Source organism: Xanthobacter autotrophicus, assembly GCF_005871085.1.
Taxonomy (GTDB): Bacteria; Pseudomonadota; Alphaproteobacteria; order Rhizobiales; family Xanthobacteraceae; genus Xanthobacter; species Xanthobacter autotrophicus.
The window spans coordinates 239,648-252,482 of record NZ_VAUP01000028.1; the positions used below are offsets into that span (position 1 = coordinate 239,648).

The 12,835-nt window shown below is 68.8% G+C and carries 12 protein-coding genes; 4 read left to right on the forward strand and 8 right to left on the reverse strand.

Going from position 1 to position 12,835, the window contains the following annotated elements; translation table 11 throughout:
• Window positions 1-37: 37 nt before the first annotated feature.
• Both accB and accC read left to right on the forward strand, forming a co-directional pair.
• The gene (gene accB / locus FBQ73_RS12980; protein ID WP_138399910.1) at window positions 38-508 is read left to right on the forward strand and encodes an acetyl-CoA carboxylase biotin carboxyl carrier protein; all 471 of its coding nucleotides are present in this window, start codon (window positions 38-40) and stop codon (window positions 506-508) included.
• Window positions 509-755: 247 nt separating this feature from the next.
• A complete protein-coding gene (gene accC / locus FBQ73_RS12985) occupies window positions 756-2,114 on the forward strand; it encodes an acetyl-CoA carboxylase biotin carboxylase subunit (RefSeq protein ID WP_138399911.1) in 1,359 nt (452 codons plus the stop codon).
• 47 nt (window positions 2,115-2,161) lie between these two features.
• Here the strand turns inward: accC and ku (FBQ73_RS12990) are convergent, their stop codons facing one another.
• The 3 genes from ku (FBQ73_RS12990) to FBQ73_RS13000 form a co-directional block, all read right to left on the reverse strand.
• Window positions 2,162-2,971: a non-homologous end joining protein Ku gene (gene ku, locus FBQ73_RS12990; RefSeq protein WP_138399912.1), complete on the reverse strand. Its 810-nt coding sequence runs from the start codon at window positions 2,969-2,971 to the stop codon at window positions 2,162-2,164.
• A gap of 29 nt (window positions 2,972-3,000) precedes the next feature.
• Window positions 3,001-3,189 (reverse strand): DUF3008 family protein, encoded by a 189-nt coding sequence (locus FBQ73_RS12995; RefSeq protein ID WP_138400107.1) that lies wholly within the window; start codon window positions 3,187-3,189, stop codon window positions 3,001-3,003.
• Between the two features lie 85 nt (window positions 3,190-3,274).
• Complete coding sequence (locus tag FBQ73_RS13000) at window positions 3,275-3,481, reverse strand: DUF2934 domain-containing protein (protein WP_246089689.1); 207 nt, start codon at window positions 3,479-3,481, stop codon at window positions 3,275-3,277.
• Window positions 3,482-3,613: 132 nt separating this feature from the next.
• On the opposite strand from FBQ73_RS13000, the gene amaB reads away from it, so the two are divergent.
• Window positions 3,614-5,179, forward strand: coding sequence for an L-piperidine-6-carboxylate dehydrogenase (gene amaB / locus FBQ73_RS13005; RefSeq protein ID WP_138399913.1), 1,566 nt, complete (start codon window positions 3,614-3,616; stop codon window positions 5,177-5,179).
• Between the two features lie 16 nt (window positions 5,180-5,195).
• Here amaB and ligD read toward each other — a convergent pair whose 3' ends face one another.
• The 3 genes from ligD to FBQ73_RS13020 all read right to left on the reverse strand — a co-directional run bounded on the left by ligD (window position 5,196) and on the right by FBQ73_RS13020 (window position 9,083).
• Window positions 5,196-7,733, reverse strand: a complete 2,538-nt coding sequence (ligD, locus tag FBQ73_RS13010) for a DNA ligase D (RefSeq protein ID WP_138399914.1) — start codon at window positions 7,731-7,733, stop codon at window positions 5,196-5,198.
• An 11-nt stretch (window positions 7,734-7,744) separates the two neighbouring features.
• Entirely contained in the window at window positions 7,745-8,647 is a 903-nt protein-coding gene (gene ku / locus FBQ73_RS13015; protein ID WP_138399915.1) for a non-homologous end joining protein Ku, read from the reverse strand.
• 136 nt (window positions 8,648-8,783) lie between these two features.
• A complete protein-coding gene (locus tag FBQ73_RS13020; RefSeq protein ID WP_138399916.1) occupies window positions 8,784-9,083 on the reverse strand; it encodes a hypothetical protein in 300 nt (99 codons plus the stop codon).
• Window positions 9,084-9,198: 115 nt separating this feature from the next.
• Between FBQ73_RS13020 and FBQ73_RS13025 the strand changes: the two genes are divergently transcribed.
• Complete coding sequence (locus FBQ73_RS13025) at window positions 9,199-10,131, forward strand: ornithine cyclodeaminase family protein (RefSeq protein WP_138399917.1); 933 nt, start codon at window positions 9,199-9,201, stop codon at window positions 10,129-10,131.
• Between the two features lie 40 nt (window positions 10,132-10,171).
• Here the strand turns inward: FBQ73_RS13025 and FBQ73_RS13030 are convergent, their stop codons facing one another.
• Window positions 10,172-10,708, reverse strand: a complete 537-nt coding sequence (locus tag FBQ73_RS13030) for a glutathione peroxidase (protein ID WP_138399918.1) — start codon at window positions 10,706-10,708, stop codon at window positions 10,172-10,174.
• An 89-nt stretch (window positions 10,709-10,797) separates the two neighbouring features.
• A complete protein-coding gene (locus tag FBQ73_RS13035; RefSeq protein ID WP_138399919.1) occupies window positions 10,798-12,693 on the reverse strand; it encodes a sigma-54-dependent Fis family transcriptional regulator in 1,896 nt (631 codons plus the stop codon).
• Between the last annotated feature and the right edge of the window lie 142 nt (window positions 12,694-12,835).

A 12,835-nucleotide genomic window follows, 5' to 3' on the forward strand; every position in this document is an offset into this window, starting at 1 on the left:
CCGGACTGCAGATCCGGCCGGCAAGAGCAGGAACAAGATGAAGCCTAATCACCCCCCCATCGACACCGCCATCGTCAAGGAGATCGCCGATCTCCTCTCGGGCAGCGACCTGACCGAGATCGAGGTGGAGCACGAGGGCCTGCGCATCCGCGTGGTGCGCGCCCCCGCGCCCGTCACCTACGCCCAGGCCCCCGCCGCGCCGTTCGCGGCTGCCCCCGTCGCAGTGGCTGCCCCCGTCGCCGCCGATGCCGGCCCGGCCGATTTCTCCAAGCACCCGGGCGTGGTTCCCTCGCCCATGGTGGGCACCGCCTATCTGTCCCCGGAGCCCGGCGCCGCCGCTTTCATCGAGGTGGGCGCCAGCGTGAAGGAAGGCCAGACGGTGCTGATCGTCGAGGCCATGAAGACCATGAACGCCATTCCGGCCCCGCGCTCGGGCACGGTGACGCGCATTCTGGTGGGCAATGCCCAGCCGGTGGAATATGGCGAGCCGCTGCTCATCATCGAATGAGCTGGTGCGCCAAAGCGTTTTCACGCGAAGTGGAACCCGGTTCGCGTCAAGAAAACGCGCCAACGACAAACGTGCTTTCGAGCGAAGCGGATACCGGTTCGCTTCCCGAAAACATGTCAGCGCAGACCGAAGCGTTTTTGAGCGGGGCGGGTTCCGGTTCGCATGACGAAAACGCGTTAACGCAGAAACTTGGAGCAGGGCCGCGGTTCATCGAAACGCGCAACTGCTTTAGAGGCGGGCACTGCTGATGTTCAGAAAAATCCTCATCGCCAACCGCGGCGAGATCGCGCTGCGCATCCTGCGCGCCTGCAAGGAGCTGGGCATTGCGACGGTCGCGGTCCATTCCACCGCCGATGCCGACGCCATGCATGTGCGCCTCGCCGACGAGAGCGTGTGCATTGGCCCGCCGGCCGCCCGCGAGAGCTATCTCAACATCCCCTCCCTGCTCGCCGCCTGCGAGATCACGGGGGCGGACGCGGTGCATCCCGGCTACGGCTTTCTGGCCGAGAATGCCCGGTTCGCCGAGATCCTCGCCGATCACAACATCTATTTCATCGGCCCCAAGGCGGAGCACATCCGCATCATGGGCGACAAGATCGAGGCCAAGAAAACTGCCCAGTCCCTCGGCATCCCCGTGGTGCCGGGCTCCGATGGCGGCATCCATTCGGATGAGGAGGCCCAGCGCGTCGCCGCCGAGATCGGCTTTCCCGTGCTCGTGAAGGCGGCTGCCGGCGGCGGCGGGCGCGGCATGAAGGTGGCGATGACCAGTGAGGACCTCTCCCAGGCCCTCTCCACCGCCCGCACCGAGGCCAAGGCCGCCTTCGGCGACGACGCGGTCTATCTGGAGAAATATCTCTCCACCCCGCGCCACATCGAGGTGCAGGTGCTGGGCGACGGCAAGGGCCACGCCATCCATCTGGGCGAGCGCGACTGCTCGCTCCAGCGCCGCCACCAGAAGGTGTGGGAAGAAGCGCCGTCCCCGGTGATCACCGCCGCCCAGCGGGCGCAGATCGGCGAGACCTGCGCCAAGGCCATGCGCGACCTGGGCTATCTCGGCGTGGGAACCATCGAGTTCCTGTACGAAAACGGCGAATTTTATTTCATCGAGATGAACACCCGCATCCAGGTGGAGCATCCGGTGACGGAGATGGTCACCGGCATCGACCTGATCAATGAGCAGATCCGGGTGGCCGCCGGCGAGCCGCTGACCCTCACCCAGAAGGACGTGGTGATCGAGGGCCACGCCATCGAGTGCCGGGTGAATGCGGAGCATCCCACCACCTTCCGGCCCTCTCCGGGCAAGATCACCCATTATCACGTGCCCGGCGGCCTCGGTATCCGCGTGGATTCCAACGCCTATCAGGGCTACGTGATCCCGCCCACCTATGACAGCCTGGTGGGCAAGCTGATCGTGCACGGCAAGACGCGGGACGAGTGCCTGCGCCGCCTGCGCCGCGCGCTGGACGAGTTCGTGGTGGACGGCATCGACACCACGCTGCCGCTGTTTCGCACCCTGGTGCGCACCCGCGACATCGCAGAAGGCAAATATGACATCCACTGGCTGGAGCATTTCCTCGCCGAGGGCGAGGGCAAGAAGGCCGGCTGAGGCTGGGGCACTCCTCGGTCAGGTAAAATAAGGCGCCTTCGGGCGCCTTATTTCTTGCGTCCTTTTCCGGTCGCGAGGCTCCGCTTCAATGCGTCCATGATGTCGATGACGTTCCCCGGCGCGGCCTCGGAGGGCGCCGCGTCGGGCTTGCGGGCAGGGCGCTTGCGGGTCTTGCTGCGAGCCTTGGCGGCGATCAGGTCGAGCAGGCCCTGTTGCACCGGGTCCTCCACCATGTCGGGGGACCAGACCTGCGTGCGCTCCGCGATCAGTTTCTTGACCAGGGCGAGCGCCGCCTTGTCCGGCTTCGGGGCGTCCGGTGGCGCGCCATCGAACGCGCGGACCTCGTCGCCGTAACGCAGGGTCCAGAGGACCAGGCCGCGCTCGCGCGGCTCGATCATCACCCCGCGTTCACGCCGGTAGAGCACTAGGCGGGCGAGCGCCGCCATGCCGCTCTGCGCCATGGCGGAGCGGATGACGGCAAAGGCTTCCGCCCCCACCGCATCGTCCGGGACCAGATAATGGGGCTTGTCGAGATAGGCCCAACCGATGCCGTCGCGCGGTACAAAGCGCTCGATGTCGATAGTGCGGGCGCTTTCCAGGGCGATCTGTTCGAGGTCCTCGTCCTCGATGAGCAGGTAGCTGTCGTCCCCGGTCTGGTAGCCCCGCGCTTCGTCGGCCTCATCCACCGCCTTTCCGGTGGCCTCATCCACATAGCGCGCCACCACCCGACTGCCGGTCTCCCGATCCAGGGTGTGAAAGCGCACCTTCTCCCGCTCCGTCGTAGCCGGGGTCATGGCCACGCGGCAGGTGACGAGGGAGAGCTTCAGCCAGCCCTTCCAGAAGGCGCGCTGTGCCATGGCTGCGACTTGGCTCCTAAACTGGCTCCTCAATCGCGGGAGACGTGCGCGGGCTTGCCCTTGCGCTTTGCGGAGGCAAGCTCGGCCAGTTCCGTTTCGGTCATGGTCTTCACCATCTGCCGGGAGGCGCCCTTCAATTCGCTCGTCTTGCGTTCGCCACGCTTGGCCGCGAGGGCTGCGCCCGCAGCCATCTGCTGGGCCTTGGATTTCGCAGGCATCATCGTCTCCTCGTCACCGCCGCGTCGGCGCGTGGCCCATGCCGGCGGACTGGCTCAAACCTGGATGCGTTTGCACGTTGACGGCTCACCGGCCATCACGAAACGCCGTGCGGCCCTTCAGCACCTGAAGCTCGGCTTGTGCCCACAGCTCGCGATCGCGGCCCTGGGGACAGCCTTCCTCCTGCCAAAGGGCACGGGCGCGGCGGCTGATCTGCTCGCGCTCGGTGGTCGTCAGGCCCTGCGCTGCGGCGTCGGGGGCGTCTGGCGTCTGGGAGTGACTGGTGTGGGGCATGTGCTCCTCCACGGGCTGGTTACGGGCGCGCGGCGACGCGCCCTCCGGACAAACCAACGACGCGCATCGCCCCCGGTTCCCGCTCGCCGCCGTGGCGGCTACAAGGGAATGAATCACAAAGAGGAGACGGCGATGGCGAGCTTCCCCCGCACCGGCGAGATCGCGGCGCAGGTCAAGGCGGTCCTGGAGCGGCTGGGTGTCTGTCAGGATCGCCTCGCGGGCCCCAATGCCGCGTATTCCCCCCTCACTGGCGAGCTGGTGGCCCATTGGGGCGCACGCTCCGGAGCCGCGCCCGACCTTGCCGAGGCCCCGGGCGCCGACCCATTGGAGGCCGCCATCGGCCGGGCACACGCCGCCTTCCTTCAGTGGCGCAGCGTGCCGGCGCCGCGCCGGGGCGAGCTGGTGCGTCTGCTCGGCGAGGAATTGCGCGCCGCCAAGGCCGACCTTGCCGCGCTGGTGACGCTGGAGGCGGGCAAGATCACCTCCGAGGGCGCCGGCGAGGTGCAGGAGATGATCGACATCTGCGATTTCGCGACGGGCCTGTCGCGCCAGCTCCACGGCCTCACCATCGCCACCGAGCGGCCCGACCACCGCATGATGGAGACCTGGCACCCCATGGGGGTGGTGGGCGTCATCTCCGCCTTCAACTTCCCGGTGGCGGTGTGGTCGTGGAACGCGGCTCTGGCCCTGGTGTGTGGCAATGCGGTGGTGTGGAAGCCATCGGAGAAGACCCCCCTGACCGCGCTCGCGGTGGACGCCATCTTCGCCCGCGCCGCCGCCCGCTTCGGCGGCGTGCCGGAAGGGCTCTCCACCCTCCTGCTCGGCGGGCGCGAGGCGGGGGAGGCGCTGGTGGACGACCCGCGCGTGAGCGTGGTCTCGGCCACCGGTTCCACCGCCATGGGGCGGGCGGTGGCGCCCCGCATCGCGCGGCGCTTCGGGCGGGCCATCCTGGAACTGGGCGGCAACAATGCCGCCATCGTCTGCCCCTCCGCAGATCTCGACCTGACCCTACGGGCGGTGGCCTTCGCCGCCATGGGCACCGCCGGGCAGCGCTGCACCAGCCTGCGCCGCCTGTTCGTGCATGACAGCATCCATGACGCGCTGGTGCCACGGCTGCAACAGGCCTACGGCTCGGTGCAGGTAGGCGATCCGCGGGAAGCCGGCACGCTGGTGGGGCCGCTCATTGATGAGGGCGCCTACACCGCCATGCAGGCGGCGCTGGACAGTGCCCGCGCGGCCGGTGGTGTCGTCACCGGCGGCGAGCGGCTCGGCGCGGAAGATGCGCTTGACGCCTATTATGTGCGCCCCGCCTTGGTGGAGATGCCGTTCCAGGCCGATTGCGTGGCCGCCGAGACCTTCGCGCCCATCCTCTATGTGATACGCTATTCAAGCCTCGACGAGGCCATCGGGCTCCAGAATGCCGTGCCGCAGGGCCTCGCCTCTTCCATCTTCACCACGGACCTGCGCGAGGCGGAGCGCTTCCTGTCCGCCACCGGCTCGGATTGCGGCATCGCCAACGTGAATATCGGCCCCTCGGGCGCGGAGATCGGCGGTGCCTTCGGCGGAGAGAAGGAGACCGGCGGCGGGCGCGAGGCCGGGTCCGACAGCTGGAAGGCCTATATGCGGCGCGCCACCAACACCATCAATTATGGCTCGACCCTGCCGCTGGCCCAGGGCGTAACGTTCGACGTCGGGTGATTTCTCGACGCGCGGCTCACACCTTGGGCAGCGGCACGGCGGCCTTGCGGAAGTCGCCCCACGGGTCGCGCGCCAGATGCGCGAGCCGGGCTGGCGCATTCAGCGTGGTGAAATGCTGCGGGCCGATCTGCGGCGTCAGCTCGTCCCATGACAGGGGCATGGAGACGGCCGCCCCCGGCCGCGCCCGCGTGGAATAGGGCGCCACGGCGGTGGCGCCGCGCTGGTTGCGCAAGTAATCGACGAGGATGCGCCCCTTGCGCTTCGCCTTGGCGATGGTCGCCACATAAAGCGCCGGACTGTCTGCGGCCATGGCCTGCGCCATTTTCTTGGTGAAGGCCTTCAGCGTCGCCCAGTCCGCCTTCGGCCTGAGCGGGGTGCAGATGTGAAGCCCTTTGCCGCCGGACGTCTTCACAAATGCAGCAAGGCCCTTGGCTTCGAGCCGCGAGCGCACCTCCTGCGCCCCCGCGATCACATCGGGCCAGGCGACGCCCTCGCCGGGGTCGAGATCCATGATCAGCGTGTCGGGCCGCTCCCAGTCGGCCACCGTCGAACCAAAGGGATGGATTTCCAGGGCCGCGCCCTGCACCAGGGCGGTGAGCCCGTCGAGGTCGCGGATGGCGAGATAGGGGGCCCCGCCCTTTTCCTTCGGGTCCGGGACCTGGAGGATGTTCCTGTCGAGCCCCTTCCACGGGTGCTTCTGGAAGAAGTGCGGCCCCTCGACGCCTTCGGGACAGCGCAGCAGCGCCAGCGGGCGGCCGGCCACGAAGGGGGCCATGTGCTGCCAGACCTCGGCGTAATAGTCCGCCAGCCCCTCCTTGGTCAGGCCTACATCCGGCCAGTAGACGCGGTCGGGATGGGTCAGGCGGACACGCCGCGCGGGGGGCGGCTCCGGATCGGCGGTCGTGGCGACGACTTCGCGCCCCACGTCGGTGGCCGGCTTGTCGTCGCGCAGGCCGCGAAAGGCTGCGTGCCGCAGATGGCCATCGCCAGTCCAGGCGCGGAATTCCACCTCCGCCACATGGAGCGGCTTGACGAAGACGACGCCGTGCGCCGCCTCCGCTTCCAGCCGGCCGGAGAAGGGGCTCTTGTCCACCGTGTCGGGCGCGAGCAGCGCGTGAAGCTCAGCCGCCGTCTTGTGGGTGAAGCCGGTGCCGACGCGCCCCACATGAACCAGCCCGCCCTTCTCAAACACGCCCAGCACCAACGAGCCGATGGCTTTGCGCGCGGTGGTGGAGGGCACGAAGCCGCCGATGACGAATTCCTGTCGCTCCGAGCACTTGGACTTGATCCAGTCGCGCGAGCGGCCGGAGCGGTAGGGCGCGTCCCTGAGCTTGGAGACGACGCCTTCCAGGCTGAGGCGGCAGGCATGCTCCAGAACCAGCCCGCCCTCGTCCTCGAAATGGGCGCTGAAGCGCAGGCGTGCGTTGCCCTTGGGAATGAACTGCTCCAGCAGTTCCTTGCGGGCGAGGAGGGGGACGCCGCGCAGATCGTTGCCGTTCAAATGGAGAAGATCAAAGGCGAAATAGGTGAAGCGGTCGGCCCGGCCTTCGCTGAGATCGGCCTGGAGGGCGGAGAAATCCGACGCGCCATTGCCCCCCTCCACCACGATCTCGCCGTCGATGAGCGCGTCGGACACGGGAAGCCGGGACAGCGCCGCGACGAGGTCCGGGCCGAAGCGGTCGGTCCAGTTCAGGCCGGTGCGGGTGAGCAGGCGCACCTTGCCGCCCTCGATGCGCGCCTCGATGCGGTAGCCGTCGAACTTGATCTCGTGGATATAGCGCCGCCCCGCCGGCGCACGCCGTGCGAGGGTCGCGAGGGAGGGGGGGACGAAATCCGGCAGCGGCGCCACCTTCGCGCCCCTGGGCAAGGCAAGGTCGAGGGAAGGGGAGGGGGCAGGGGAGGGGGCGGGGCCTGGGGCGGGCGCGGTCTTCCGCGTGGCGCCGCCGCGCGCCGCGGCCGCCTTGCGCCGGGGTGGGTCATCCGGGGAGAGGTCGCCCACGGCGCGACCTGAAACGACGGAATTGGGTTGTTCTACGAGGATGTCCGGCGCGCCTTCGGGCCGGGCGGCGGCATCGTCCGCCTTGATGAGCAGCCAGTTGTCTTTCATCTCGCCCGTGCGGGATGCCATGCGTACCAGATGCCAGCGGCCGGTCAGTTTTTCCCCGTCGAGGGTGAATTCCAGATGGCCCTTGGCATAGGAGGTGTGGGGATCACCCACGGGCGTCCAGGTGCCGTGATCCCAGATGATGACGTTGCCGCCGCCATACTGACCTTTCGGGATGGTGCCCTCAAAGGATCCATAGTCGAGGGGATGGTCCTCCACATGGACCGCGAGCCGCTTTTCACCGGCGACGAGGCTTGGGCCCCGTGTAACGGCCCAGCTTTTCAGGACACCGTCCATTTCCAGCCGGAAATCGTAATGCAGCCGCCGCGCCGCGTGCTTCTGGATCACGAACACGCCTTCCGGCCCCTGTGCCGCGCCGTCCTTGCGTCCTTCTGGCTCGGGCGTGGTCTTGAAGTTCCGCTTGGCGCGATAAAGGTCGAGATCGGCCATGGCTCCCCCCTTCAGCCCGCCTTGCGCGGGGTGGCCGGCTTTGCCGGGGCCCTTGTCGTGGGCCCTGTTGCTGTCTTGGCCGGCTTTTTCGCAGCAGCCTTGCGACCGGTGGGCTTCGCCTTGCTGTTCTTGGCCTGCGCGCCCGCGCTGGCGCGCAGGGCTTCTAGCAGGTCAACCACCTTCTCTTCCCGACGCGGCACGGGGCGGGGCAGGGGCTTGCCCTCCATCTTCGCCCGGACCAGCTCTTCGAGGGCGCTCTCGTAACGGTCGTCGAAGGCGGCCGGATCGAAGACGCCGGCCTTGGACTTAAGAATGTGGGTGGCGAGGTCCAGCATTTCGCCCGTCACGGTCACGTCGGGAACGTCGGCGAAGGCCTCCTGCGCGGGGCGCACCTCGTAATCGAAGCTCAGGGTGTCGGCGATGAGCGCGCCCCCTTCCGCGTTCGGCCGGATCAGGAGCTTGCGCACGCGGCGGAACAGCACCGCTTCGCCGAGGGCCGCGACCTTGGCGGCGGCCATTCCGGCTGTGATGAGGGCGAAGGCCTCGGCGCTCGCCTTGTCCACCGGCGCGAGGAAATAGGGGCGGTCGAGATAGACGGTGTCGATATCGGCGCAGGATACGAAGGCAGTGATGGCGAGGGTCTTGTCGCTCTCGGGAACCACGGCGGCCACTTCGTCTGCTTCCAGGGTGACGTATTCGCCCTTGGCTACCTCATAGCCCTTCACCTGGTCTTCGGGCGCCACCGGGCGCCCGGTCGCCTCGTCCACGAACTGGCGGCGCAGGCGGTGGCCACTCTTGCGGCTGACCATGTGCAGCGAGATGCGCTCTGAGGTCGACGCCGCCGCATAGAGCGCGACGCCGCAGCTCACGGCGCCAACGGTCAGGAAGCCTTTCCAGCTCGCACGCGGCGCCATTGTCACCCTCGTTGTTGTCATCCTTGTTGACGCCCCGGTGCCGGCGCTGCCCGCCGATGGCATACCCGCGCGGCGCGGCAGGCAAGGATTTTTTACCAAAGGCCTTCCTGCCAGGCGCGTCCCGCACCGACATCCATCACACGCGGACAACCCGACGCGCATAGCATTCGGCAAGGAGCCGGGCCTCGGCCCGCGAGCCAGAGCGGATGGGCGCCGCGTTCGAGTCCATCAGGCTGAAGAACCAGCGCCGGTCACGGTACCCGATGCGGACGAGAGGTTTTCCGTTGCACTCCAGCAGCTCGGCACCGTCTTCGGTGCTGCTCCATTCGAGCAATGGGCCGTCATGCGGGGGCGCATGAAAGACTTCACCTTCATGGGGCAAGAAGCGGGGAAGGAATCGTCTCACGCTTTGCAGCGTCAATGAATCGTATTGCATGGTGGATCTCCTGTTGCAGATCCAAGTGGCCGGAGCCCTGTTTGGTTCCCGCGCCGTTGCGGGCAAAGGCGCCGCGTGCTCTACGGTCGGGCAAAGGGCGAGGCCGGAGGAAGCCATGGTTCGGGTATACGAGGCCGAAGAGGTGGAGGCCGCGCTGGGCTATGAGCGGCTCGTTCCCGCCCTTGGCGCCGCCTTCGCGGAGGCGCAGGTGGAGGCACCCGTGCGCCAGTCCTACGAGGTGGGACAGGCAGGCACACCGGCCCATCTCCTCGCCATGCCGGCCTGGCGACGCGGCGCGGCGCTGGGGGTGAAGATCGTCAACATCTTCCCCGCCAATGCGGCGCGGAACATGGGCTCGGTGCATGGCCTCTATGTGCTGTTCGATGGCTCAACCGGCGTGCCGAGGGCGATCCTCGACGCCGAGGCCCTCACCAACCGGCGCACCGCGGCCACTTCCGCGCTTGCTTCCAGCTTCCTGTCGCGCATGAACAGCGAGACGCTGACCGTGGTGGGCACCGGCCATCTCGCCTTCCATCTGGCGCAGGGCCATTGCTTCGTGCGGCCCATCGGCCGGGTGCTGGTGTGGGGGCGGTCACTGGCGCGGGCGCAGGACATGGCGGCGCGGCTCACGGCGCTGGGGCTTCCGGCCGAGCCGGCGGAGGACCTGTCGGCGGCAGTGTGGGCGGCGGACATCGTCACCTGCGCCACCACCTCGGTGGATCCGCTGGTGCTGGGGCGGGATGTGAGGCCCGGCACCCATGTGGACCTGGTGGGCGCCTTCACCCCGGCCATGCGCGAGAGCGACGACGACCTGGTGGCAAAAAGCGCCGTCTATGTGGACACCTATGGTGGCGCGCTGGCGGAAGCCGGCGACCTGCTCCAGCCGGTGGCCTCGGGCCGCTGGTCGAAGGACCTCGTGCGGGCGGACCTGCACGAATTGTGCGCCGGACTGAAGGAGGGGCGCACGGAAAGCGGGAGCGTGACGCTCTTCAAGTCCGTGGGCGCGGCGTTGGAGGATCTGGTGGCGGCGGAACTGGTGGCGGGCTGAAGGGGCGCCCGACGCCCGCAGGGGGCGCCGGGTCACGATCTCAGGCCTGCTCGTCCAGCGCTGCGTCGAGCGCCTGGACGAGCCGGGGGTCGTCGGGCGTCACCCGCGGCGAGAACCGGGCGATGACGCGCCCATCGCGCCCCACCACGAATTTCTCGAAGTTCCACGAGACATCGGAAGGAGACGCGCTCCGGCCGGAGGGGCGCCGGCCTTCCTCGTCGGAGGTCTCCGGCCGGGCCGCCACCAGCGCGTCATAGAGCGGATGGCGGGTGGCGCCGACCACCGAGATCTTCTCGAATAGGGGGAAGGTGACGCCATAGGTCAGGCTGCAGAAGCTGGCGATCTCGCTCTCGGTGCCGGGCTCCTGGGCGCCAAAATCATTGGCCGGGAAGCCGAGGATTTCGAGCCCGTCGCCGTGGCGCGCCTCATACAGCTTTTCAAGCGCCGCATATTGCGGGGTGAGCCCGCACTTGGAGGCGACATTGACCACGAGGAGAACCTTGCCTCCGAAGTCACCGAGCGTCGCCGGGGTGCCGTCGATGCGTTTCAGAGGGATGTCGAACAGAGCCTGGGACATAATATCCTGCCGGGATGAGCTGCGTCGGCGCGCAGGCTAGCACGCCCTCCGGTACCTGCCGAGACCGTGCGCCCGTGAGGTGGTCAGGCTCAGCGCTCCAGCGCCGACAGGCGCATGTAGAGGGTGGAGCGGGCGATGCCGAGGCGGCGGGCGGCGCGGGAGAGGTTGCCGCCGCAGGCCTCCACGGCGGCGCGGATGGCGGCTTCCTCCACCGCCTTGAGGTCGGTGGCCCGCGCGGTCTCTGTCGTTTCCTCGCGGATCTCCTGGGGCAGGTCGGCGATATCGATCAGAGCGCCCTCTTCGCCACCCGTGCCGCCCATGGCCACCAGCATGTCCACCACATTGCGCAGCTCGCGCACATTGCCGGGCCACCCATAGGCCATGAGCGCCGCGTGGGCGGCCGGCGAGAAGCGGGGCGGTGCAAGCCCGGCGCGGGCGGCGGCGCTGCGGCCGAAATGGTCCAGCAGCAAGGCCACGTCCTCACCGCGCTCGCGCAGCGGCGGAATGCGCAGGCGCAGCGCGGCGATGCGATAGAACAGGTCCTTGCGGAAGCGCCCGGCCGCCACCTCGCCGGAAAGGTCGCGATTGGTCATGGACACGAGGCGCAGATTGACCCGCCGCCCGTTATGTCCACCGACGCGGTAGACCACGCCGTCTTCCAGCACGCGCAGCAAATAGGATTGAAGCTCCAGCGGCATCTCGCCGATCTCGTCGAGGCAGAGCAGGCCGCCGTCGGCCGCCTCCACCTTGCCCTGCTTGCCGGCGGCGTCGGCCCCGGTGAAGGCGCCCTTCTCGTAGCCGAACAGTTCGCTGGCGATGAGATCGCGCGGCAGACCGCCGCAATTGAGCGGCACGAACGGGCCGCAGGGCGCCCGCCCGCCATGGATGGCGCGGGCGAACACCTCCTTGCCCACCCCGGTCTCGCCTTCGAGCAGGATGGGAAGGCCGCTCTCGGCCATGCGTCGGGCCTTCTCCCGCACCTCGCGCATGGCCGGGCTGTCGCCGATGATGGCCTCGAACGGCAGCACTTCAGGCTCCCGCGCCACCTCGCGCATCACCGGCCGGGGCTTGCGCGGGGCGTGGAGCACCACCACGCCGCCGATCTCCTCGCCGTCCTCGCGCACGATCTCCACGCTCGCGCCCGGCAGCAGCGCGGCGACACGCTCGGCCCAGGCCGCCGGTGCCACGTCGTTGAGCGCGGCGAGGCGGCCATCGGCAATGAAGCGCCCGTTGCGGCGAGCCACCTCCTTCAGCGCACGATCGGTGGAATAGATGAGGGCGCCGGAGCGACCGAAGGCGAGGATTTCCTCCGACAGCCAAAGCGAGCGCTTGGAGAGAAAGTGCCGTAGCACTTGCTCGTGCTCCATCTCCATGCGCCGGCCCAGCACCGCCTCGATCTGCTGGGCGAGGGCCACCGCATGGGCGAGGTTCTGCGGGTTGAAGGTATCGGTGGAGCCGGAGACATCCACCGCGCCAATCACCGCGCCATGGCCGGGATGGCGCACGGGGGCGGCGGCGCAGGTCCAGCGCTGCACGCTGGCGCAGAAATGCTCGGCGGCGTGGATCTGCACCGGCCGGCCGCAGGCGAGCGCGGTGCCGATGGCATTGGTGCCGATCTGCGCTTCGCACCACAGGCCGCCGCGCTGGAGCTTCACCTCCTGCCCCGTATCCACCGCCCGCGCGTCGCCCTCGGTTTCGAGGATGGTGCCCTCGGTGTCGGTGAGGATCAGCATGGAGCGCGCGTCGGAGAGCAGGTGCCGCGCCTCGTCCATGGCCGGGCGGGCGGCGGCGATGAGGCGGGTATTCTGCTGGCGGCGGCGATGCAGCTCCGCCTCGCTCACGAGGGGGGCTTCGGACCTGTTCGCCGTGATGGCGTGCTGTCGCGAGCGCTGCCAGGAGGCCAGCACCGCGGGACGGACGACGGATGAGGCGATGCCGTCCTGGTGAAACGCCTCCCAGGCACGGGCAATCTCGCGATATGGCACCAGCTCTGCCCTCCGGGCCGGGCGGCGCGGCGTTCCCGAAAGGCGCCGCCTAAGCCGTTGGCCAGCGTGCGCGTCCGCCCGGCTGATGAGCCGGCGCCGCGCCCGATGGCGGGTTCACTCCCTGAATGCCGCATTCTATCCG